The sequence below is a fragment of the Krasilnikoviella flava genome (genome assembly GCF_900167525.1).
Classification (GTDB): domain Bacteria; phylum Actinomycetota; class Actinomycetes; order Actinomycetales; family Cellulomonadaceae; genus Isoptericola; species Isoptericola flavus.
Genome location: NZ_FUZQ01000003.1, coordinates 377345 through 398462, shown reverse-complemented (window position 1 = coordinate 398462; position 21118 = coordinate 377345). Strand labels below are relative to the sequence as shown.

Annotated in this window: 22 protein-coding genes; 8 read left to right on the top strand and 14 right to left on the bottom strand. The window is 74.8% G+C overall.

Translation table 11 applies throughout. The features are described 5' to 3' along the window. The first annotated feature begins 19 nt into the window (after nt 1-19). The gene (locus B5Y66_RS09805) at nt 20-610 is read left to right on the top strand and encodes a sugar O-acetyltransferase (protein WP_079573941.1); all 591 of its coding nucleotides are present in this window, start codon (nt 20-22) and stop codon (nt 608-610) included. A 3-nt stretch (nt 611-613) separates the two neighbouring features. Here B5Y66_RS09805 and B5Y66_RS09800 read toward each other — a convergent pair whose 3' ends face one another. Then, nucleotides 614-1036 (bottom strand): VOC family protein, encoded by a 423-nt coding sequence (locus B5Y66_RS09800; RefSeq protein ID WP_079573939.1) that lies wholly within the window; start codon nt 1034-1036, stop codon nt 614-616. 132 nt (nt 1037-1168) lie between these two features. Between B5Y66_RS09800 and B5Y66_RS09795 the strand changes: the two genes are divergently transcribed. Then, entirely contained in the window at nt 1169-2239 is a 1071-nt protein-coding gene (locus tag B5Y66_RS09795; RefSeq protein WP_079573937.1) for a YdcF family protein, read from the top strand. Between the two features lie 4 nt (nt 2240-2243). Here the strand turns inward: B5Y66_RS09795 and B5Y66_RS09790 are convergent, their stop codons facing one another. Then, nucleotides 2244-3734, bottom strand: coding sequence for an MFS transporter (locus B5Y66_RS09790; protein WP_245807031.1), 1491 nt, complete (start codon nt 3732-3734; stop codon nt 2244-2246). Nucleotides 3735-3819: 85 nt separating this feature from the next. On the opposite strand from B5Y66_RS09790, the gene B5Y66_RS09785 reads away from it, so the two are divergent. The 3 genes from B5Y66_RS09785 to glmS all read left to right on the top strand — a co-directional run bounded on the left by B5Y66_RS09785 (nt 3820) and on the right by glmS (nt 6500). Next, nucleotides 3820-4308 carry a MarR family winged helix-turn-helix transcriptional regulator gene (locus B5Y66_RS09785; protein WP_139820824.1) on the top strand — a complete coding sequence of 163 codons (489 nt, stop codon included), beginning with the start codon at nt 3820-3822 and terminating at the stop codon, nt 4306-4308. A gap of 64 nt (nt 4309-4372) precedes the next feature. After that, nucleotides 4373-4633 (top strand): HU family DNA-binding protein, encoded by a 261-nt coding sequence (locus B5Y66_RS09780; RefSeq protein ID WP_079573935.1) that lies wholly within the window; start codon nt 4373-4375, stop codon nt 4631-4633. Between the two features lie 28 nt (nt 4634-4661). After that, the gene (gene glmS / locus B5Y66_RS09775; protein ID WP_079573933.1) at nt 4662-6500 is read left to right on the top strand and encodes a glutamine--fructose-6-phosphate transaminase (isomerizing); all 1839 of its coding nucleotides are present in this window, start codon (nt 4662-4664) and stop codon (nt 6498-6500) included. Nucleotides 6501-6533: 33 nt separating this feature from the next. Here glmS and B5Y66_RS09770 read toward each other — a convergent pair whose 3' ends face one another. From B5Y66_RS09770 to B5Y66_RS09755, 4 genes are all read right to left on the bottom strand, one after another. Further along, nucleotides 6534-6950 (bottom strand): VOC family protein, encoded by a 417-nt coding sequence (locus tag B5Y66_RS09770; protein ID WP_079573931.1) that lies wholly within the window; start codon nt 6948-6950, stop codon nt 6534-6536. A 124-nt stretch (nt 6951-7074) separates the two neighbouring features. Continuing rightward, entirely contained in the window at nt 7075-7659 is a 585-nt protein-coding gene (locus tag B5Y66_RS09765) for a hypothetical protein (RefSeq protein WP_079573929.1), read from the bottom strand. Between the two features lie 124 nt (nt 7660-7783). Beyond that, nucleotides 7784-8557, bottom strand: a complete 774-nt coding sequence (locus tag B5Y66_RS09760; RefSeq protein ID WP_079574442.1) for an alpha/beta fold hydrolase — start codon at nt 8555-8557, stop codon at nt 7784-7786. Between the two features lie 2 nt (nt 8558-8559). Beyond that, entirely contained in the window at nt 8560-9807 is a 1248-nt protein-coding gene (locus tag B5Y66_RS09755) for an MFS transporter (protein WP_245807030.1), read from the bottom strand. Nucleotides 9808-9899: 92 nt separating this feature from the next. Here B5Y66_RS09755 and B5Y66_RS09750 point away from each other — a divergent pair, with 92 nt between their 5' ends. Beyond that, complete coding sequence (locus B5Y66_RS09750; protein ID WP_079573927.1) at nt 9900-10748, top strand: LysR substrate-binding domain-containing protein; 849 nt, start codon at nt 9900-9902, stop codon at nt 10746-10748. A 10-nt stretch (nt 10749-10758) separates the two neighbouring features. Further along, nucleotides 10759-12057 carry an MFS transporter gene (locus B5Y66_RS09745; protein WP_245807029.1) on the top strand — a complete coding sequence of 433 codons (1299 nt, stop codon included), beginning with the start codon at nt 10759-10761 and terminating at the stop codon, nt 12055-12057. Here the strand turns inward: B5Y66_RS09745 and B5Y66_RS09740 are convergent. Next, nucleotides 12026-12418 (bottom strand): ArsR/SmtB family transcription factor, encoded by a 393-nt coding sequence (locus B5Y66_RS09740; RefSeq protein WP_079573925.1) that lies wholly within the window; start codon nt 12416-12418, stop codon nt 12026-12028. The genes B5Y66_RS09745 and B5Y66_RS09740 overlap by 32 nt on opposite strands. A gap of 105 nt (nt 12419-12523) precedes the next feature. On the opposite strand from B5Y66_RS09740, the gene B5Y66_RS09735 reads away from it, so the two are divergent. Next, on the top strand, nt 12524-13936 hold the full coding sequence (locus B5Y66_RS09735; protein WP_079574434.1) for an FAD-dependent oxidoreductase: 1413 nt from the start codon (nt 12524-12526) through the stop codon (nt 13934-13936). Between the two features lie 5 nt (nt 13937-13941). Here the strand turns inward: B5Y66_RS09735 and B5Y66_RS09730 are convergent, their stop codons facing one another. From B5Y66_RS09730 to B5Y66_RS09700, 7 genes are all read right to left on the bottom strand, one after another. Then, a complete protein-coding gene (locus B5Y66_RS09730) occupies nt 13942-14373 on the bottom strand; it encodes an arsenate reductase ArsC (protein WP_079573922.1) in 432 nt (143 codons plus the stop codon). 24 nt (nt 14374-14397) lie between these two features. Continuing rightward, the gene (locus B5Y66_RS09725; protein WP_079573920.1) at nt 14398-15447 is read right to left on the bottom strand and encodes a metalloregulator ArsR/SmtB family transcription factor; all 1050 of its coding nucleotides are present in this window, start codon (nt 15445-15447) and stop codon (nt 14398-14400) included. Beyond that, nucleotides 15444-16541: an ACR3 family arsenite efflux transporter gene (gene arsB / locus B5Y66_RS09720; RefSeq protein ID WP_079573918.1), complete on the bottom strand. Its 1098-nt coding sequence runs from the start codon at nt 16539-16541 to the stop codon at nt 15444-15446. The genes B5Y66_RS09725 and arsB overlap by 4 nt, the downstream gene beginning before the upstream one ends. A gap of 63 nt (nt 16542-16604) precedes the next feature. Beyond that, nucleotides 16605-17441, bottom strand: coding sequence for a hypothetical protein (locus B5Y66_RS09715; RefSeq protein ID WP_079573915.1), 837 nt, complete (start codon nt 17439-17441; stop codon nt 16605-16607). Between the two features lie 18 nt (nt 17442-17459). Next, on the bottom strand, nt 17460-17975 hold the full coding sequence (locus B5Y66_RS09710; RefSeq protein ID WP_079573913.1) for a nucleoside deaminase: 516 nt from the start codon (nt 17973-17975) through the stop codon (nt 17460-17462). Between the two features lie 29 nt (nt 17976-18004). Continuing rightward, nucleotides 18005-19828 carry a Na+/H+ antiporter NhaA gene (gene nhaA, locus B5Y66_RS09705; protein ID WP_079573911.1) on the bottom strand — a complete coding sequence of 608 codons (1824 nt, stop codon included), beginning with the start codon at nt 19826-19828 and terminating at the stop codon, nt 18005-18007. A gap of 80 nt (nt 19829-19908) precedes the next feature. Next, on the bottom strand, nt 19909-21060 hold the full coding sequence (locus B5Y66_RS09700) for a GTP-binding protein (RefSeq protein ID WP_245807028.1): 1152 nt from the start codon (nt 21058-21060) through the stop codon (nt 19909-19911). Nucleotides 21061-21118: the final 58 nt, after the last annotated feature.

Below are 21118 nucleotides of genomic sequence, written 5' to 3'. Positions count from 1 at the left end.
GCCGGGTACGCTCCGGCGCATGACACGCGACTACTTCGCCGGCGACCCCCGCAGCAACCACGAGCGCATGCTCGCCGGCGACCTGTACGTCGCGGACGACCCGGAGATCGAGCGGCGCGCGCTGCGCGCGGCGCGCCTGCAGGACGAGTACGCCCGGACCGCGCCGCGCGACCCGGCCGGCGCCCGCCCGCTCCTCGCCGACCTCCTGGGCACGCTGGGGGAGGGCGCCGTGATCCGCCCGCCGCTGTTCGTGGACTACGGCGAGAACCTCCACGTCGGGCCGCGCACGTTCGTCAACTACCACCTCACCGCGCTCGACGTGGCCCCGATCGTCATCGGGGCGGACTGCCAGATCGGCCCGAACGTGCAGCTCCTCACCCCGACGCACCCGGTCGAGCCCACCCCGCGCCGGGACAAGCTCGAGGCGGCGAAGCCGATCACCCTGGGCGACAACGTGTGGCTCGGCGGCGGCGTCATCGTCTGCCCGGGCGTCACCATCGGCGACAACTCCGTGATCGGCGCCGGCTCCGTGGTCACGCGCGACGTCCCGGCGAACGTGGTCGCGGTGGGCAACCCCGCGCGCGTCGTGCGCGACATCGCGGAGGACTGAGGCTCAGGCCTCCCCGGCGGCGGCCAGCTCGGCGTCGCTGCGCAGGATGCAGAACTCGTTGCCCTCGGGGTCGGCGAGCACCACCCACCCGCCCTTGCCGTCGGGCCGGCGGCGGTCCGCGACCTGCGTCGCGCCGAGCGCGAGCACCCGCGCGACCTCTTCCGCCTGAGTCCGGTCCGTGGGCCGCAGGTCGAGGTGCCCGCGGTTCTTGACCGTCTTGGGCTCGGGCACCTCGATGAACAGCACGCGCCCGTGGCTCTCGGCGGGCGCGTCGTGGTCGGCCGGCGGCACGATCATGCACTCCTCGTGGCCGGGCAGGTTCGGGTCGCCGGGCACGTCCGTGTAGCCGAGCACATCGGCCCAGAACACGGACTGGGCATAGGCGTCGCGGGCGTCGAACGTCGTGTGCGAGATGCGTGAGGTCATGCGGGCATCCAAGCAGCGCCCGCGGCCACCCGGCCAGGAATTTCGCCGGTCGTCCGCATATCCTCGCCGGAGCCCTGTCCCCGCGAGCCCCTGGAGGCCCCGCATGGTCGCGCACGACGCGCGGGTCGCGCCGTGAGCGCCGACGTCACCGCCACCGTCGGCTCCGTCGTCTGGTCGGTGGTGGTGTGCGCCTTCTGGGCGGTCTGGCTCGGGGTGTCGCTGCGCGCAGACCGGCGCCGGCTGCGCAACGGCTTCCTGCTGATCGCCGTCGTGTACACGGGCGTCGGGGTGGTGGGCCAGCTCGTGACCCTCCTGCCCGAGGGCGACACCGTGCTGGGGTGGGTCGGCCTCGCCCTGTTCGCGCTGCTCGGGCTGGGGCTCCTCGTCCTGCCGGCGTTCCTGGTCGTCAACGGGCTCACGATGGTGCGCCGCGAGCGGCGCAGCCTCGGCAACCTGCTCTCGCTGCTCGTGGGGCTGGCGATGTTCGCCGCGCCGGTCGTCGTCGCCGCGCCCGTCGTGGTGCGCTCCCCGTGGACGGCGGGGCTGTCCGTGGCGGTCTTGATGGGCACGGCGTGGCTCGGGCTCGTCTTCCTGGGCTTCGTGGCTCAGACGCTGCTCTACCGGCGGTACGTGGCGCGGGCGCCCGCGCACGGCGTCGTCGTGCTCGGCTCCAAGGTGGTCGGCGGCCGGGTGCCGCCGCTGCTCGCGGGTCGCCTCGCGGCCGGGGTCGCGGCCGCCGACCGGCTCGCGGCCGCCGGCGGGGCGCCCGTGCCGATCGTTCCCTCGGGCGGGCAGGGTGCGGACGAGGACCGCCCCGAGGGCGTCGCGATGGGGGAGTGGCTGACCGACCACGGCGTGCCGCCCGAGCGGGTGCTCGTGGAGGACCGGGCGCGCACCACCCGGGAGAACCTCACGCTCGGCGTCGCCGTGCTGCGCGAGCACGGCGTCGACGGCCCGTACCTCGTCGCGACGAACGACTACCACGCCCCCCGCGCCGCGCTCGAGGCGATGGACCTGGGCCTCGACGTGCACGCGGTGGGCGCCCCGACGGCGCGCTACTTCTTCCCCAGCGCCTACCTGCGCGAGTTCGTCGCGGTGCTGCGCCGCCGCCCGACGGTGCACGTCGTGGCGGCGGCGGGCATCTTCGCCGTGGCGGTCCTCGTGGCGGTCCTCGTGACGGTCGTCGTGGTGGCCGGGCTGTAGCGGATCAGCCGACCGGGACCGGCTCTCCCTCGGCGTCCGGGACGGCCTGCAGGTGCCGGGCGGCGTCCTGCGTGCCACGCGGCCGCGGGATGAACAGCACGATCGCCGCGCCGACGGCCGCCGCGAGGGCGCCGATGACGAAGCAGAGCTGGAACGCGCCGCCGGTGGGGACGGCGGGTGTGCCCGGGGCCAGCACGGTGGTCCGGCTGGTGAGCACGATGGCCATGACCGCGCCCGCGACGGTGGTGCCGATGGAGCGCATCAGGCTGTTGAGCCCCACGCTCGCGGCCGACTCGGCGGCGGGCACGTTGGTGAGGATGAGCGTCGGCATCGCTGCGTAGCCGATCCCGACACCGGCGGACGCCACGCAGGAGGCGAGCATGAGCTGCCAGGGCGCGTCCATGAGGAAGACGGCGACGACGTAGCCGAGCGCCAGGACGCCCGCGCCGATCGCCATCGTGCTGCGCCCGCCGAGCCGGGTCAGGAGGCGGGACGAGACCGGCGTGAACAGCATCATCATCAGGCCGGCAGGGGCCATCCACAGGCCGGCCTGGAGGATGGTCTGGCCCAGCCCGTAGCCCGTGACCGTCGGCATCTGGAGGAGCTGCGGCACCACGATCGACTGCGCCATCATGCCGAAGCCGATGAGGACGGCGGCGAGGTTGGTCAGCAGCACGGGCTTGCGCGCGCTGGTGCGCAGGTCGACCAGCGGGTCGTCGTGGCACAGCTCGAACCTGCCCCACAGGAGCAGCACGACGACACCGCCCACGATCATGCCGAGGGTGCTCGCGGATCCCCAGCCCCAGTCGTTGCCCTTGGAGACGCCCACGAGCACGCCGACGAGACCGATCGCCAGGCCGAGGGCGCCGACGACGTCGAGCCGGCCGGGGTGCGCGTCGCGCACGTGGGGCACGACGGTGGCGGTGAGCGCCGTCATCGCGACGGCGAGGACGACGGAGACCCAGAACAGCATGTGCCAGTCGAAGTCCTGCGCGATCCATGCCGCCAGCGGCAGGCCGAGCGCGCCGCCGACGCCGAGGGTGGCGCTGACGCCGGCCACGGCCGTGTTGCGCAGGTGCGGCGGCGCGATCTCGCGGACCATGCTGATGGCGACCGGGATGTAGCCCATCGCCACGCCCTGCAGCACGCGGCCCACGAGGACGGGGCCCACGGAGTCGGACACCGCGCAGACCAGGGAGCCGACCACCAGCACGGCGGCCGAGACGACGAGCACCGGCTTCTTCCCGTAGAGGTCGGCGAGGCGGCCCGTGACCGGCATGGCGACGCCGCCGCCGAGCAGGGTGGCGGTGACGACCCAGGAGGCGTTGCTGGCGGAGGTGGACAGGAGCTCGGGCAGCTCGCTCTGGATCGGGATGACGAGCGACTGCATCAGCGCGGCGCAGAGGCTGCTGAAGCAGACCACCACGACGACGGCGATCGCGCGCCGGTCGGTGCGCGGTGGCGCGTCGGGGGCGGGGGACGGGGAAGAGCTCACGGCACACCTCAGGATGTGTAAGTTACATATGACCGTGTGTATGCTACCTGCATATCGACCCGCGTCAATCTTCGGAGGGCACCCGATGCCGAGCGAGACACCGTCGTCCGCGACGTCGCCCACCCGGTCCGCACCGTTCGGAACCGGGCCCGGCCTGGCCCCCGACCGCCGCATCGCGGCGCTCCTGGCGCGCCTCGACGTCCATCGGCGCCTGGCCGAGCACCGCAGCGTCATCGGGGTCGCCGACGGCCGCCTGCTGTGGCTCCTGTCCGACGGCCGCCCGCGCACGCTGCGGGAGATCGCCGACTCCCTGCGCCTCGAGCAGTCCACCGTGAACCGCCAGGTCAACGGCGCGCTCGCGGCCGGGCTCCTGCGCCGGTTCACCGAGCCGGGCCGGTCCGCCCGGCTCGTCGAGCCGACCGCGGAAGGGTTGGCCCTGTTCGAGACGGCGACCGGCCAGGCGCTCGGCGCGTACTCCGACGGCCTGGCCGTGCTCGGTGACGACGTCGAGACCTTCCTCGAGCTGCTGGGCCGGTTCGCTGACGCCTACGGGGACGCCGTCCGCGAGGCGTAGGGCGTCCTTGCCCGGATGCGGGCAAATTCTGGCAGGTCGTGTTCGGCGGGTGCATGATGTCCCGGTGACCGACGCCGACCTCGTCGCCCGCATCGCCACCTCCACGGGGCTGTCCCCGGCCGAGGCGGCACGCGTCGTCGAGGACGTCCTCGCCTGGTACCGCGAACCGGTGGAGGACTACGTCCGGCGCCGGCACGCGTCGCTGCGCACCTACGGGCACCGCAACGAGGAGATCTACGCGCTCATCGCCGCCGAGCTCCGCGAGCGCCTCGTCGCCGCGCCGCAGCTCAGCGAGCGCCAGGTCCGTCGCACCATCTACGGCTGAACCGTCTACGGCAAGGAGCACCACCCCCATGTGCGGAATCGTCGGCTACGTCGGCCCCCAGCAGGCCGCTCCCGTCCTCGTCGAGGGCCTCACGCGCCTGGAGTACCGCGGCTACGACTCGGCGGGCATCGCCGTGCTCAACCCGCGCTCGAGCGCGCACCCGTCGCGCGTCGTGCGGGCCAAGGGTCGCGTGCGCGACCTCGAGGCCGCGCTGCCGGCGCGGCTGGCCGGCACGGTCGGCATCGGGCACACGCGCTGGGCGACGCACGGCGAGCCGAGCGAGCGCAACGCCCACCCGCACACGTCGTACGACGGCCGCGTGCACGTGGTGCACAACGGCATCATCGACAACTTCCACGTGCTGCGCTCGCGCCTCGCCGCCGACGGCGTGGAGCTCACGTCGGACACGGACACCGAGGTCGTCGCGCACCTGGTGGCGCGTGAGCTGGCCGCCGGTCTGGGCTTCGAGGACGCCGTGCGCGCCGCCGTCACGTCGATCGACGGCACCTACGCCCTCGCGGTGGCCGACGTCCAGAACCCCGACCGCGTGGTCGTGGCCCGCAACGGCTCGCCGCTGCTGCTCGGCGTCGGCGACGGCGAGATGTTCGTGGCGTCGGACGCCGCGGCGATCGTGCGCCACACCAGCCAGGTCGTGCTGCTCGACGACGGCGACTTCGCCTCCGTGACGGCCGACGGCTTCCGCACCTTCACCGCCGACGAGGAGCACACCGCGCGCTCCGCCGTCACCATCGACCTCACCGTCGAGGAGCTGGAGCTGGGCGGCCACGCCCACTTCATGCACAAGGAGATCCACGAGCAGCCCGAGTCCGTGGAGCGCATGCTGTCCGGCCGCCTCGACGACCGGTTCGGCACCGCCAAGCTGGACGGCCTCAACCTGGACCCGCGCCAGCTGCGCCGCTTCACGCGCGTGAAGATCCTCGGCTGCGGCTCCGCGTACTACGTGGGCCAGCTCGGCGCGTCGATGATCGAGGACCTGGCGCGTATCCCCGCGGACGCCGAGCCCGCGAGCGAGTTCCGCTACCGCAACCCGATCATCGAGCCCAGCACCCTCTACGTGGTGGTCAGCCAGTCCGGCGAGACCGCGGACACCCTCTTCGCCGTCCGCGAGGTGCAGCGCAAGGGCGGCACCGTCGTCGGCCTCGTCAACGCCGTCGGGTCTTCCATCGCCCGCGAGGTGGACGGCGGCATCTACCTGCACGCCGGCCCCGAGGTGGCGGTCGCGTCGACCAAAGCCCTCACGCACATGGGCGTCGGGTTCGCGCTGCTGGCGCTCGCGCTGGGCCGCGTGCGCGATCTGTCGTTCGCCGACGGGAAGCGCATCATCGCCGGCCTGCGGGCGGTCCCCGCGCAGATCGCGCAGATCCTGGGCGGCGAGGAGGAGCTCGCCGGCGCCGCCAAGGTGCTCGCCGAGGCGCCGAGCCTGTTCTTCATCGGCCGCGTGCGGGGCTACCCGGTGGCGCGCGAGGGCGCGCAGAAGTTCAAGGAGATCACCTACCGCCACGCGGAGGCGTACCCCACCAGCGAGCTCAAGCACGGCCCGCTCGCCCTCATCAGCCCCGAGCTGCCGACGGTCGCGATCATGCCCGCCGACGACCTGCTGGAGCGCAACATCACCGCCGCGCAGGAGATCCGTGCCCGCGGCGGCGCCGTCGTCGCGATCACGCACCCGGGCGTCGAGCTCGGTGACGCCGCCACGCGGCGCATCGAGGTGCCGCGCAACGAGGTGGAGCTGGACCCGATCCTGCTGACCATCCCCACCCAGCTGCTCGGCTACCACGCGGCCGTCGCCCTCGGCGAGGACGTCGACCGCCCGCGCAACCTGGCCAAGTCCGTCACCGTCGAGTGACGACGGCGGCGGGGAGGTGCGGCAGGTGGCGGCTCAGCCGCCGACCTCGTCGAGGAGCTGCCGCACCCCTTCGCCGTCCATGAGGCCGATGACGTTGCCCGCCGGGTCGGTGAACCAGGCGCCGTCACCGCCCTCCATGAAGCCGCGGGCGACACCGTTCTCGTCCTGGTCGAAGCCCTCGTAGCGCTCCAGGGACACGCCCTTCGCGACGAGGTCCTCCACCACCGGGTCGACGTCGTCCACCGCCAGGTGGAAGACGGTGAACGCCGCGGGCGTGTGGTCCTCCTTGGGGTACACGAACACCGGGGCGCCGTCGCCGAGGTGGACCACCAGGCCCATGCCCTCGTCGAGGGTCGTGACGCGGAGCCCGAGGGTGTCCGCGTAGAAGCTGCGTGCCGCGTCGAGGTCGTCCACCGAGAAGCTGGAGAACCCGCGCCGAGTCGTCACCATCGCTGATCCACTCCTTCGTGACCGCCGGCCCCGGACGTCGGGGAGCCGCCACGCAGGGTGCCGGACCCTTCCAGGATCCGTCCGCCACGCCCGTACGGGCGGCGCCGGGCCGGGTGAAGTTCCGTCAGGCGGGGTCGGGCTGGTCCTCGATCTTCACGGCCTTGAGCTCCGGGGTGAACGCGAACAGAGCGCCGTTCCTGGTGCCCACCCACCAGCCGCCGCACTGCAGCGAGGCGTCCTGCTCCTGGCCGGTGGTCCACCAGCTCGCCTCGAGCGTGGAGTCGGTGCGGTAGTCGTCGGCGCTCAGGGTGCCGCGCGTGGGCGCCGCGACGAGCGGGTGGTCGGCGTCCACGGACGTGCAGCCGGCCGGCAGGGACGTCACGTCGGCGTCCATCGTGAGGATCATCTCGTCGCCCGTGGTGCGGAAGACGCCTCGGACGTCGGAGGCGCCGTCCGGCACCCACGAGGGCAGCCCCTCGTCGGCCTTGCCGTCCGCACCGCTGTCGTAGGAGAACGCCTTGGTGTGGCCGGAGCTGCGGTCCTTCATCGCCTCCGTGATGGCACCGCAGGCCGACGTGGAGACCGCGACGGCGGCGACGAGCGCGAGGGCGCCGACGCCGCGGTACCGGCGCGTGGCGGAGGTGGTGACGGTGGACAGGTCGGCGGGAGCGGTGCGGTGCTGGTCGTGGTGGTTCTCGTGCTGCGTCATGTCCTCGACGCTACGAACGCGCAGGTGGCACCGGCGTCGGCCTCCGAGCGGAACCTCGCGGCCCGCGCGTACGACCCGGGGAGGACCCGGGGCCCAGGGCCGGCTCAGGGGTTCACCGGAGGGGTCACCCGAGGAACTCGCGCACCAGCGGCGTCGCGACCTCCTCGCCCTCGTGGAAGTAGGCGTGCCGCAGGCCGGGCAGCACCTCGACTCGCGCGCCGGGGACCCGCCGCCCGAGCAGCCCCGCGTTTACCGCGGGGGCGAGCACGTCGTCCGCGCCGTGCAGCACGAGCGTGGGCGCCAGCACCTGCGGCAGGTGATCCCACGCGTCGTGGCCGTCGCTGGCACGCAGGTGGTCGCGCCGGGCCTGCGGCGTCATCGACGGGTCGCCCTCGACCGTCGTCGGGCCCGGGTGGGCGGCCAGCCAGGCCGGCGTGTACATGAGATCGAGCAGGGAGCGCCGGGCCGCGCCGCGGTCGGGCTGCACCATCGCACGTCGCACCTCCGTCGACCGCTCGACGGCGTGCGCGCCGCCGGGCGTCGTGCACCCGAGGACGAGCCTCCCCAGCCGCCGCGGGTGGTCGACGGCGAACCACTGCGCCACCCGGCCGCCCATCGACGTGCCGTACACGTCGGAGCACTCGAGGCGCAGGTCGTCGAGGACGGCGGCGACGTCGCCCGCGAGGCGCCGGGTGGTGAGCTCACGGTCGGTCGGGCCGGACGTGCCCGTGCCACGCCAGTCGAGGGTGATCGTGCGGCGCCCCGCGCCGAGCCGGTCGCGCACCGGGTCCCACCAGCGGTGCGAGTTCGCCTGCCCGGCGAGCAGCACCAGCGCCGGTCCGGCGCCCCGCACCTGGTAGGCGATCTCGGCGCCGTCGTCGGCGATCGCGTGGGGCATCGTCACACCGTAGGCCGCCGGTCGAGGCGCGCGGCGACGGCGGCCGCGACGACGGCGACGACGGTGGTCGCGAGCGACACGGTGAGCACCCCGGCCCAGCCGGCGTCCTCCCAGACGTGCGTCGCGACGGCGCCCATGACGGCGCTGCCCACGTAGTACGCGAACAGGTACGCGCTGGACGCCTGCGCGGTGCCGCGGCCCAGCCGGTGCGCGCGGTCGACGGCCCAGCCGCTGACCAAGGAGTGCGCGCAGAAGAAGCCGACGGTGAGGATCCCGAGCCCGGCGACGACGGTCACGACGGAGGGCGGTGCGGTCACCGCGACGCCGACGGCGAGCAGCACGAGGCCCGCGACGACGGCGGCGCCGCGCCCGCGCCGTCGGGCCACCAGCTGCGCGACGGACGGGGTGACGATGCCGATCGGGTAGGCCAGGTACACGAGCGTCACCGCGTGCCCGAGAGAGAACGGCGGCGCCTCGAGCCGGAACGCGACGGCGTTGTACACGCCGACGAAGGTGCCCATGCTCGCGAAGCCGACGGCGCACAGCAGCGCCACGACCGGGTCGCGGAACGCCGACGCCGTGCCGGTCAGCACGCTGCCGAGCCGCAGCGGCCGGGGAGTGAACCGGGCCGAGCGCGGCACGAGCACCCACAGGGCCACGGCGGCGAGGAGGGTGGTGACGCCGAGCACCTCCGTGGCGAGCGGCCACCCGCCGACCGCGGCGAGGGGGCCGGGCACGAGCCGCCCGACGGCGCCGCCCACCGCCGTGCCCGCGATGTAGGCCGCGTTGGCGCGGGCGTGCGCACCCGGGTGCATCTCCTCGCGCAGGTACGCGAGCGCGACGGCGGGCAGGCCGGCCAGCGCGACGCCCGCCAGGCCGCGCAGCACCAGCAGGCTGCCCCACGTGGGGGCGAAGGCGCTCGCGAGCCCCAGCAGGCCGGAGGCGAGCAGCGACCAGCGCATCACCTCGACCCGCCCGAACCGGTCTGCCAACGGCCCGACGGCGAGCAGCGCGACCGCCATCGCCGCCGTCGTCACCGACAGCACCTGCGCCGACGCGCCCGCCGAGACGTCGTAGTGCGCGGCGACCTGCGGCAGCAGCGGCTGCACGTAGTAGAGGAGGGAGAAGTTCGCGAGCCCGCCCGCCGCCAGGCCGAGCAGCGTGCGCCGGTACGCCCGCGACCCGGGGCGGTGGCCCTCGAACGGGGCGGTGTCGCGCGCGGCGGTCGGCGCGGGCGGGGCGGTGATCACCGGTCCACGGTGCCCCCGGCAGGTCGATGCGCCAAATGATCCAGCCGCTCCCAGTGATGCGAGGATCGCATCTGACGACGAGAGGGAGGGCCATGGACGAGCAGACGCTGCGGGTGTTCCTGTCGCTGTGCGAGACGGAGAGCACCCGCGACACGGCCGCGCTGCTGCGGGTGGACCAGTCGACGGTCTCCCGCACGCTCGCCCGGCTGGAGGCGGGGCTCGGCGTCGAGCTGTTCCGCCGGCACGGGCGCCGCATCGCGCTCAACCGCGCGGGCGTGAGCTTCCGGGGCGACGCCGCCCGGGTGCTCGACGAGATCGAGGTGGCGCGGCGGCACGTGCGCCAGGAGGCGCTCGGCGCCCGGACGGTGCGCCTCGGCTTCCTGCAGTCCGTGGCCCGCTGGCTGGTGCCGCGCGTCGTGACCGAGCTGCGCCGCGACGATCCGGGCCGCCGGTTCGAGCTGCGCCAGGGGTTCGCGCAGGACCTGTTCGGCTGGCTCGACGACGACGTGCTGGACCTCGCGCTCGTCACGCCCCCTCCGCCCGCCCGCACGACGGGCTGGCGCCTGCTGCACGAACAGGTGCTGTGCGTCGCCGTCCCGCCCGGGCACCGGCTGGCCGGGCGCGCGGGCGTCGGCGTCGCCGACCTGGCGGGGGAGCGGTTCGTCGCCTTCTCGCGCACCACCGAGCTGCGCGGCGTCGTCGAGGGCATGCTCACCGAGCACGGCGTCGAGGTCGAGGTCGCGTTCGAGTCCAGCGAGGTCGACACCATCCGCGGCCTCGTCGCCGCGGGCATGGGCGTCGCCGTGCTGCCCCGGCCCGAGCGGCCCGACGCCGCCGACCCGGTCTACGTGCCGCTGGAGCCGCGCACCACGCGCCGGCTCGGCGTCGCCTGGCCCGACCGGGCCCGCCCGCCCGGGGTGGTCCGGTCCCTCACCGGGTAGGTTCGCGACCGTGAACCCCGAGCCGCCGACCCCCGAGCAGCCGAGACCCGAGGCACTGACGCCCGAGGCGGTGACGTCCCTGCAGCGCCGCACGCTGACCGTCGTCGTCGCGAGCCAGGTGCTGGGCGGCGCCGGCCTCGCGGCGGGCGTCACGGTGGGTGCGCTGCTCGCGCAGGAGATGCTCGGCACCGACCGGCTGGCCGGCGTGCCCACCATGCTGTTCACGCTGGGCTCGGCGCTCGCGGCGTTCCTCGTCGGCCGGGTCACGCAGCGCGCCGGCCGCCGCGTCGGCCTGGGGCTGGGCTTCGCCGCCGGCGGTCTCGGCGCGGTGGGGGTGGTCGCGGCCGCGGCCCTCGACGTCGTCCCGCTGCTGCTGGTGTCGCTGTTCGTCTACGGCGCGGGCACGTCCACCAACCTGCAGGCCCGGTACGCGGGGACCGACCTCGCGGCCCCGGACCGTCGTGGGACGGCGGTCAGCGTCGCGATGGTGTCGACCACCCTGGGCGCGGTGGCCGGCCCCAACCTCGTCGAGCCGCTCGGCGGCCTCGCGACGTCGTTGGGGCTCCCGGCGCTCGCAGGCCCGTTCCTGCTCGCCGCGGTCGCGTTCCTCGCTGCCGGGGCCACGCTGTTCGCCTTCCTGCGGCCCGACCCGTTCCTCGTCGCGAAGGAGCTGGCGCGCGCGGACGACGCCGCGGCGGAGGCGCGAGGCGACGCGGTGGACGCCGACGCCTCGGCGCGGCGTGCAGTGTCGCCTGGCGTCGTCGTCGGCGCCACGGTGATGGTGCTGACGCAGATCGCGATGGTCGCGATCATGACGATGACGCCGGTGCACATGCGGGGTCACGGCCACGACCTGGGCGACGTCGGTCTCGTCATCAGCATCCACGTGGCGGCGATGTTCCTGCCGTCGCTGGTGACCGGCGTGCTGGTCGACAAGGTGGGGCGGATCCCGATGGCGGTGGCCGCCGGCGTGACCCTCCTGCTCGCGGGGGTCACGGGGGCGGTCGCGCCGGGCGACTCGACGGGCCTGCTGGTGCTGTCGCTCGCGCTGCTGGGGCTGGGCTGGAACTTCGGCCTCATCGCGGGGACGGCGCTCATCGTCGACGCGACGACGCCGGCCACCCGCGCCCGCACCCAGGGCACGGTGGACGTGCTCATCGCCCTCGCCGGCGCGGGCGGGGGCGCGATGTCGGGGGTCGTGATGGCGGGGACGAGCTACGCGACCCTGGCTCTGGGCGGCGGGGTCCTGTCGCTGCTGCTGATCCCGGTCCTGTTCCTCACGCGGAGGCCGTCGCCGGCGACGGCATGAGCGTCGACACCGAGTCGACCAGGCCGGCGACCGCGCCCGGCGCCGCGCGGTAGTACGCCCAGCGCCCCCGCTGCTCGCGCTCGAGCAGGCCCGCCTCGACGAGGATCTTGAGGTGGTGGCTGACCGTGGGCTGCGACAGCCCGACCGGCTCGGTGAGGTCGCACACGCACGCCTCGTGACCCTCGTGCGCGGTCACGATCGACAGGAGCTGCACCCGCGTCGGGTCGGCGAGGGCCTTGAACTGCCGCGCCAGGTCGCGGGCGGCTGCGGGGTCGACGACGTCGCCCGCCGCCGGGGCGCAGCAGCCGGCCACGGCCCCCGTCTCCGGTCGGTCCACGAGGGGGAGGTCGATCGTCGTCATGTCCGCCATCCTCGCACATATTGACAACCGTCGATAGGTGGTCCACGATCGTCGCATCGATGGCCGTCGATACGACGGTGAGGTCAAGACGAGTCAGGAGTGGTGATGAGCGAGATCGCACGCGATGAGCTGCCGGTGGTCGTGATCGGTGCCGGCCCGGTGGGGCTGGCGGCGGCGGCGCACCTGCTGGAGCGCGGGCTGGAGCCCCTGGTGCTCGAGGCCGGCGAGGGCGCCGGCGCGGCCATGGCGTCGTGGGGGCACGTGCGCCTCTTCTCGCCGTGGCGGTACGACGTCGACGCCGCGGCGCGGCGGCTGCTCGAGCCCACCGGCTGGACGTCGCCCGACCCGGACGCCCTGCCGACCGGCCGCGAGCTCGTCGAGGGCTACCTCGCCCCGCTGGCCGCGACCGGGGCGATCTCCTCCCGGCTGCGCACGGGCACCCGGGTGCTCGCCGTGGCGCGCGACGGCGCGGACAAGACGCGGTCCCTCGGTCGCGACCGCCGCGGCTACCGCGTGCGGACCGTCGACGCCGCCGGCCGCGTGACCGACGTCCTGGCGCGGGCGGTGGTCGACGCCTCGGGGACGTTCTCGACGTCGAACCCCCTCGGTGTCAGCGGCCTCCCGGCCGCGGGGGAGGAGGGCGCGGCGACCTTCGTCACCGGACCGCTGCCCGACGTCCTCGGCGCCGACCGCGACCGGTTCGCCGGGCGGCACACCCTGGTCGTGGGGATGGGGCACTCGGCCGCGAACACGCTGCTGAGCCTGGTCGAGCTCGCGGAGGCCACCCCGGGCACGACGATCACCTGGGCGATCCGCGGCGGCTCGGCCCGCCGGCTGTTCGGCGGCGGCACGGACGACGAGCTGCCCGCCCGCGGCCTGCTGGGCACCCGGCTCAAGGGCGCCGTCGACGCGGGCCGTCTGCGCCTGCTCACCCGGGTCTCGATCGAGCAGCTCGTCCCGGGCGACGGCTCCGTGCAGGTGCTCGGCACCGCCAAGGACGAGCCGCTCGCCCTGGACGTGCACGCGATCGTCAACGCCACGGGCTTCCGGCCCGACCTGGGGATGCTGCGCGAGGTGCGGCTCGACCTCGACCCCGTCGTCGAGGCCCCGAGCGCGCTGGCGCCGCTCATCGACCCCAACCAGCACTCCTGCGGCACCGTGCCGCCGCACGGCGAGGCCGTGCTGTCGCACCCGGACGACGGGTTCTACCTCGTGGGCATGAAGTCCTACGGCCGTGCCCCGACGTTCCTCCTGGCCACCGGCTACGAGCAGGTGCGCTCCGTCGCCGCGGCGCTGGCCGGGGACCGGGCGGCGGCGGACGCCGTCGAGCTGGACCTGCCGGCCACCGGGGTCTGCTCCAGCGATCTCGCCCTGGAGGCCGACGGCGACGCCGGTGGCTCCTGCTGCGGGAGCGCGCCGGCCGAGCCGCAGCTCGTCACGCTCGGCGTCGGCGCGCCGGCCGGCGTCGGGTTCGCGTCCGGCATCGTGCACGGGCGCTCTGGCGACGGCGAGGACTGAGGTCCTCAGCGGGCGACCGGCTCCACACCGAGCGAGGCGAGCAGGTCGCGCACGCGGCGCTCGATCTCGTCGCGGATGGGGCGGACGGCGTCGAGGCCCTGGCCCGCGGGGTCGTCGAGCTGCCAGTCCTCGTAGCGCTTGCCGGGGAAGATCGGGCAGGCGTCGCCGCAGCCCATGGTGATCACGACGTCGGAGGCCTGCACGGCCTCGGTGGTGAGCACCTTGGGCTGCTCGGCGGTGATGTCGACGCCGACCTCGGCCATGGCATCGACGGCGACCGGGTTGATGCGGTCGGCGGGCATCGAGCCGGCCGACCGGACCTCGACGGCACCACCGGACAGGGTGCGCAGGAAGCCCGCGGCCATCTGGGAGCGGCCGGCGTTGTGGACGCAGACGAACAGGGCGGACGGCGGGGCGGGGGTGTGGGTGTCGGTCACGGTGGTCTCCGTCGTTCGGGGGTGTCAGGGTGTGGGCAGGTCGAGGTCGGGCACCAGGTCGGCGAGCAGCGCGCGTACGCGGGTGTCGAGCTCGTCGCGGATGGCGGCGACGCCGGCGGGCGAGGCGAGAGCGGGGTCGCCCACGAGCCAGTCCTCGTACCTCTTGCCGGGCAGGACCGGGCACACGTCGCCGCAGCCCATGGTGATCACGACGTCGGCGGCGCGGACCGCGTCGTCGGTGAGCGGCTTGGGGAACGGCTCGTCGGCGCCCAGGGCGGCGAGCTCAGGGCGAACGGCGGGGTGCACGTCCGCGGCCGGGGTGGACCCGGCGGAACGGACCACGACCCGGTTGCCGGCGTAGTGCCGCACGAGCGCGGCGGCGAGCTGGGAGCGTCCGGCGTTCGCGACGCACACGAACAGCACCTGCGGGGCGGCCGCGGGGTCGGCGACGCCACCACGGGGGGCGTCGCGAGCGAGGTCGGCGAGGCGCTGGCGGGCGAACCGCTCGGTGAGGGTGAGCAGGTGCGCCGGGACCTTGGCCGAGCGGGCCAGCGCGGTGTAGGACTCGCGGACGGTGCTCAGGACGACGTCGGCGCCGAGGTCAGGGTGCGCGGAGGCCAGCTCGGCAGCGAGCCGGTCCAGCGCGGCGTCGGCGTCCTCGAGCCCGGTCAGGTGCGGGTGCGGGCCCCGGGCGTCCAGCGCTGCCGGCGCGAACGACTCCAGCAGGGTGCTGATCGCGGACTTGTAGCCGGGGGTGATGCGGTACCAGACCCAGGTGCCGCGCCGCTCGGAGGCCAGGACGCCGACGTCGCGCAGCACCTTGAGGTGGTGGGACACGGTCGGCTGGGACACGTCGGTCAGCTCGGCCAGGTCGCACACGCACGCCTCGCCGGCGGGCGCGGTGGCGACGAAGGACAGCATGCGCAGCCGCAGCGGCTCGGCCAGAGCCTTGAGCGTGGCCGCGACCACGCCCGCCGCCTCGGCGCCGATCGCGTGCGCCTCGATCCGCGGCCCGCAGCCCGGGTCGCGCACCGTCAGCGGCAGGCTCGCCCCGGTCGTGTCAGTCGTGGTCATGACCTCACCTCGTCCAGCTCTCGTGCGGGGACTTCGACGGCGTACGGGTCGACGGCGAACCAGCGCCGGGCGATCCACAGGGACACGTAGACCAGGCCCACCAGCACCGGGACCTCGATGAGCGGGCCGACGACGCCGGCCAGTGCCTCACCGGAGGTGGCGCCGAAGGTGCCGATCGCGACGGCGATGGCGAGCTCGAAGTTGTTGCCCGCCGCGGTGAACGCGAGCGTGGTCGAGCGGGCGTAGCCCAGGGACAGGGCCTTGCCCAGGGCCAGGCCGAGGCCCCACATGACGGCGAAGTACACCAGCAGGGGAAGGGCGATGCGGACGACGTCGAGCGGGTTCGAGGTCACGGCGTCGCCCTGCAGGGCGAACAGCAGCACGATCGTGAACAGCAGCCCGTACAGGGCCCACGGTCCGACCTTCGGCACGAACCGCTCCTCGTACCAGTCGCGGCCCTTGACGCGCTCGCCGATCCAGCGGGAGGCGAAGCCGGCCCCCAGCGGGATGCCGAGGAAGACCAGGACGTTCAGCGCGATCTGCCCGACCGACACGTCCAGCCCCTGGGTGTCGAGGCCGAGCCAGCCGGGCAGCACGGTGAGGTAGAAGTAACCGAGCAGCGAGAACGCGACCACCTGGAACACGGAGTTGATCGCCACCAGCACGGCGGCGGCCTCCCGGTCCCCGCACGCGAGGTCGTTCCAGATCACGACCATCGCGATGCAACGGGCGAGACCGACGATGATCAGCCCGGTGCGGTACTCGGGCAGGTCGGGCAGGAACGTCCAGGCCAGGGCGAACATCAGCGCCGGTCCGACGATCCAGTTCAGCAGCAACGAGGAGACCAGCAGCTTCTTGTCCCCGGTCACGGCGGCGACCTTGTCGTAGCGGACCTTGGCCAGCACCGGGTACATCATCACCAGCAGCCCGAGCGCGATCGGCACGGAGATGCCGCCGATCTCCATCGAGGCCAGCACGTCGGACGTCGCCGGCACGAAGCGGCCCAGCAGCAGGCCGACGACCATCGCCAGCCCGATCCAGGCGGGCAGCCAGCGGTCGAGGGTCGACAGGCGACGGGGCTGCTGCATAGGCATGCGTCTATATTGACCTATGTCAATTCAAGAGCGCAAGGCGCGATCCGCGCACGCCGCGGGTCCTCACGACTGCGGCTCCACCGGCCCGTCCTCGCCCGCGACCAGCTCGCCGCAGCTCGTCCCCTGCGCGGTCACGACCACCGGGTCGGCGGGCCCGGCCCCCTGCGCGACGGTCTGCTCCTCGCCGTTGGAGCCCGTCACGGCCCCGTCGTCCAGGTCGACGAACGTGCGGTCCACCGTGAACGAGCCGTCGCCGGCCGTGGTGGCGTCGAGCCCAGCGAGGCGCAGCGCCCCGTCGGCCTCCGTGCACCCCACGCCCGTGCCGTGCCCGGTGAACCCCTTGTCGAACGTGTAGGCGTCGCCCGCGAGGTTCTGCGTCGCGGCGAGGTCGCAGTCGGCCGCGGAGAGCAGCAGCACCTCGCGGCCGGTGTCGATCAGCGCGATCGGGGAGGAGTCGTCCCCGGCCGCGACGACGTTCACGACGGCGGCCGCGCGCTGCGGGCTCGCCGCGTCGATCGCGACCGAGAACGTGGCTCCCGACGCCGTGGTGATGCCGAAGCGGCGGTCGGCGCTGCCGGTGAGCCACGCGGTGTCGGCCTCGCCGTCGCCGTCCACGTCCACCACCTCGTGGGTGTCCGCGCCCTCCGGGGTGTCGTCGTCGGTCGCGTCGCAGCCCGCGGCCCCCGTCGTGCTCGGGGTGGGTTCCGCGGGGTCCTGCGTCGCGGTGGGGGACGGCGCCGTGGGCGACGACGCGGCGGGGGACGGCGACGCGGCGGGGGCGCCGCCGTCCCGCACCACCAGCCAGACGACGACGGCGAAGATCACGACCGCGACGAGCACGACGACCCGCAGGGTCCAGGGGCTGCGGGCGCGAGGTCCGGGGTCCGGGGAATCGCTCATGTCCCCAGGCAAACATCGTCAGGCGGGGTCGTGCATCCCGTGCAGCCGGGCGTGCAGGGCGCGGACCTCGTCGGCGAGCTCGGGCTCCGGGCCTCGCGTCGGGACGCCGGGCGCGACGTCGCCCACCGGCAGCGGGGTCACCGGGCCGGGCGCGACGCCCCACTCCTGCAGCCACCCGGTGAGCTGGGCGGTGCTGGTCGCGTAGACGATGGGCCCGAGGCCCACCCAGGCGTGCGCGGCGCTGCACATCGCGCAGTGCTCGCCCGACGTGTACGCCGTCGCCCCCGCGCGCTCCTCGGGCGTCAGGTGCGCCGCCGCCCAGCGGGCGATCTCGAGCTCGGGGTGGCGGGTCTGGTCGCCGTCCTTCACGCGGTTGCGGTCCTCGAAGACCACGGCGCCGCCGGCGTCGACCAGGAGCGAGCCGAACGGCTCGTCGCCGTCCTCCAGGGCCTCGCGCGCGAGGTCCACGCAGCGCCGCAGGAACGGCAGGTCGGCGGGGGCCGCGGGTTCGAGGGGCTCAGTCCGGTATCCCATGCCGCCCATCCTCCCGCACCGCCCGGTCGTCACGACCGGCGACGCAGCGCCGGGTCGTCCTCGTTCGCCTCGAGCGCGGCGATGAGGGTGCGCGCGTCGTGCGGGCCGCGGTGGCGGACGCCGTCGAGGAAGAACGTGGGAGTGCCGCGCGCGCCGGACGCGGTGGCGCTGGCCTCGTCCGCGCGGACCCGGGCGTGCAGCGCCTCGTCGGACATGTCGGCGTCGAACCGCCCGAGGTCGAGCCCGATCTCGGCGGCGTGCTGGCGCAGGTCGTCGGGCTCGAGCCGCGACTGGTGCGCGAACAGCCGGTCGTGCATCTCCCAGAACCGGCCCTGCCGCTCGGCGGCCTCGGCCGCGACGGCGGCCAGGTACGCGTGCGGGTGCACGTCCTCGAGCGGCAGGTGCCGCACGACGTACCGCACCCGGTCGCCGAAGTGCTCGCGCAGCTCGGCGCCCATCCCGGTGGCGCGGGCGCAGAACGGGCACTCGAAGTCGAGGTACTCGACCACGGTGTGCGCGGCGTCGTCGTCCCCCTTCACGTGGTCGCGGCCGGGGTCGACGGCGGGGGTGAGCGTCACGGGCAGGTCGGCGCTCGCCTCGCCGTAGCGCACGCGCGCGACGGTGAAGATCGCCCACCCGAGCAGGGCGGACAGCACCATCGCGATCAGGATGCCGACGGTCGCGGCCTGCCCGGCGGGCGTGCCGTCGAACGCGAGGTCCACCACGAGCAGCGACACGGTGAAGCCGATGCCGGACAGCGCCGCGCCGCCGAGCACGCTGCCGGGGCCGACGCCGTCGGGCAGCGCGCCGAGGCGGGCGCGGATGGCGCCCCAGGTGCCCAGCGAGACGCCCACGAGCTTGCCGACCACGAGCCCCGCCACGACGCCCCACGTGATCACGGAGCCGAGGGCGTCACCCAGGGCGCCGCCGCGCAGGTCGATCCCCGCGTTGGCGAGCGCGAACAGCGGCACGACGACGAGGGACACGGGGCTGCGCAGCACGTCGTGCAGGCGGTGGTTGACGGAGATGGAGCGGGCCAGGCCGACGCGGGCGTTGCGGGCCACGCTGGCGCTGGGCGACTGCCAGTAGTCGCGGAACAGGCTCTTGGCCTGCAGCACGTCGTCGCGCCGCGTGGCGACCGCGGGCACCAGCAGCCCGGCCAGCATGCCGGCGATCGACGGGTGGACGCCGGCCTGCACGGTCGCGCCCCACAGCACCACGACGACGAGCACGTACGGCGAGCTGCGCCACTCGCGCATGCGGCCCAGCAGCCACAGCACGCCGAGCGCGGCGAGGGCCACCAGGAGGGGCGCGACCCGCACGTCCTCGGAGTAGACGACGCCGATGATGCCGACGGCCAGGAAGTCGTCCACCACGGACAGGGTGAGCAGGAAGACGCGCAGCTGGCTCGACATCGTGGGCCCGACGAGAGCGAGCACGCCCAGCAGGAAGGCCGTGTCCGTGCCGACGACGACGCCCCAGCCGTGCGGGTCGGCGTGCCCGGCGACGGCGAGGAAGACCAGCGCGGGCACGATCACGCCGAGCGTCCCGGCCACCAGCGGGACCAGGCGCTGGCTGCGCTTCCGCAGCGACCCGATCGCGAGCTCCTGGCGCACCTCGAGGCCGACCACGAAGAAGAACAGCACCATGAGGCCGTCGTTGACCCAGTGGTGCAGGTCCATGTCGAAGCGCAGGTCGCCGACGTCGACGTGGATCGGCAGCTCCCACAGGTGCTCGTACCAGCCCGACAGCGGCGAGTTGGCCCACACCAGCGCCAGCAGGGTCACGCCCACCAGCAGCAGGGCGGCGCCCGACTCGGTGCGCAGCCGTTCGGTCAGCGCGCGTGCGGCCATGCGTGTCTCCCGTCCGTCGTGGGGTGCGGGCCCGCGAGGAGCCTATGTCTCCCGCGGGTCCCGCGACGGGCCAACACCGCTCAGGCGCTGCGGCTTCCCAGCCACGGCGCCAGCACGTCGTCGCGGCCGAGCCAGCGCAGCCCGCCGTCCGCCACCTCGTCGCCGGTGGCCAGCGCCTCGCCGAAGGCGTCGAGGATGCGGTCGTGCACCTCGCGGGCGTCGCGGGGCCCGCCCGCGCCGACCACCAGGATGCGCGTGACGGGACGATGCCCGGCCGCCACCTCGTCCCAGGTGCCGAGGTCCGCCACGCACAGGGCGCCGCCCGCGCCGTCCCACAGGCACGCGGAGTCGGGCCGGTTCGGCACGTGGAAGACGCCGCGGCTGCGGACCGGCCCGGTGCCGAGGTCCTCGACGTGCGCCAGCAGCCGCTCGGGGTGGAACGGCCGGTCGCTGCGCAGCAGCAGGCTCCAGCTCCGGTCCCGGGGGTCCTTGGCGCGCCGGCGCCCGCCGCGGGCGGCGAGCGGGTGGGCGCGCCGCTCGGCCGCCGCGGGGGCGTGCGCGCGGGCGGCGAGCGCGACGGGGTCCAGGTCGTGCAGGCCGTCGACCCGGTGGCTGTCGACGGCGCGCAGCCGGTCGGCGAGCCCGCCCCCGGTCGGCGCGTCGCCGGTCGTGACGACCACGTCCACCTGCTCCAGCTGCGCCGCCAGTGCCTCGCCGACGGGCCGCTGGTCGTCGTCGGTGAGCGCGAGCCCGCGCTCGTCCACCAGGTCGTCGCCGAGGAGGTCCGCCTCCAGGGCGTCGAGGTCGACGACGCCGACCGTGGCGGCGAGGCGCAGGCGCTCGAGCGCGCCGCCGGCGCCCGTCTGCGCCGCGAGGGCCCGCGCCACGGGCAGCGGCTCCGCGGTGACGGGCAGGGCGAGCACGAGGTGGGCCCAGCGACCGTCGTCGGCGAGGCGGGCGAGGGTGGGCACGGCGTCCTCCCGCACGCTGCACGAGACGCAGGCGTGCTCCAGCGCCACCGTCTCGTCCTCCACCACGCCCGTCGCGTCGACGGCGACGCGGCGCAGCGCGCCGTCGTCAGGCAGCAGGTCGTGCCGCACGACGACGACGCCGGGCGCGGCGAGGGTGAGGCTCGCGGCCGCGGCGTCGCGCAGCACGGGGTCGACGGCGACGAGCACGCTCAGCGCGGGCGCGACGGGCGTGGTGGACGCGTGCGGGCGGTCGGGAATCACGGGCACCTCCGGCGGGTTAGGGATGGCGGTACTTGAGAACAATTCTCAAGTCTGCCAG

Excerpts from the sequence above, each read along its gene's own strand:
- B5Y66_RS09760 (WP_079574442.1), bottom strand. The coding sequence starts at position 8,557 with ATGCCCCACGCGATCGCCGACGACGGCGCCGAGATCGCCTACCAGGTG.
- glmS (WP_079573933.1), top strand. The coding sequence starts at position 4,662 with ATGTGCGGAATCGTCGGCTACGTCGGCCCCCAGCAGGCCGCTCCCGTC.
- B5Y66_RS09735 (WP_079574434.1), top strand. The coding sequence starts at position 12,524 with ATGAGCGAGATCGCACGCGATGAGCTGCCGGTGGTCGTGATCGGTGCC.
- B5Y66_RS09800 (WP_079573939.1), bottom strand. The coding sequence starts at position 1,036 with ATGACCTCACGCATCTCGCACACGACGTTCGACGCCCGCGACGCCTAT.
- B5Y66_RS09805 (WP_079573941.1), top strand. The coding sequence starts at position 20 with ATGACACGCGACTACTTCGCCGGCGACCCCCGCAGCAACCACGAGCGC.
- B5Y66_RS09785 (WP_139820824.1), top strand. The coding sequence starts at position 3,820 with ATGCCGAGCGAGACACCGTCGTCCGCGACGTCGCCCACCCGGTCCGCA.
- B5Y66_RS09770 (WP_079573931.1), bottom strand. The coding sequence starts at position 6,950 with ATGGTGACGACTCGGCGCGGGTTCTCCAGCTTCTCGGTGGACGACCTC.
- B5Y66_RS09715 (WP_079573915.1), bottom strand. The coding sequence starts at position 17,441 with ATGAGCGATTCCCCGGACCCCGGACCTCGCGCCCGCAGCCCCTGGACC.
- B5Y66_RS09710 (WP_079573913.1), bottom strand. The coding sequence starts at position 17,975 with ATGGGATACCGGACTGAGCCCCTCGAACCCGCGGCCCCCGCCGACCTG.
- B5Y66_RS09725 (WP_079573920.1), bottom strand. The coding sequence starts at position 15,447 with ATGACCACGACTGACACGACCGGGGCGAGCCTGCCGCTGACGGTGCGC.
- B5Y66_RS09765 (WP_079573929.1), bottom strand. The coding sequence starts at position 7,659 with ATGACGCAGCACGAGAACCACCACGACCAGCACCGCACCGCTCCCGCC.
- B5Y66_RS09740 (WP_079573925.1), bottom strand. The coding sequence starts at position 12,418 with ATGACGACGATCGACCTCCCCCTCGTGGACCGACCGGAGACGGGGGCC.
- B5Y66_RS09750 (WP_079573927.1), top strand. The coding sequence starts at position 9,900 with ATGGACGAGCAGACGCTGCGGGTGTTCCTGTCGCTGTGCGAGACGGAG.
- nhaA (WP_079573911.1), bottom strand. The coding sequence starts at position 19,828 with ATGGCCGCACGCGCGCTGACCGAACGGCTGCGCACCGAGTCGGGCGCC.
- arsB (WP_079573918.1), bottom strand. The coding sequence starts at position 16,541 with ATGCCTATGCAGCAGCCCCGTCGCCTGTCGACCCTCGACCGCTGGCTG.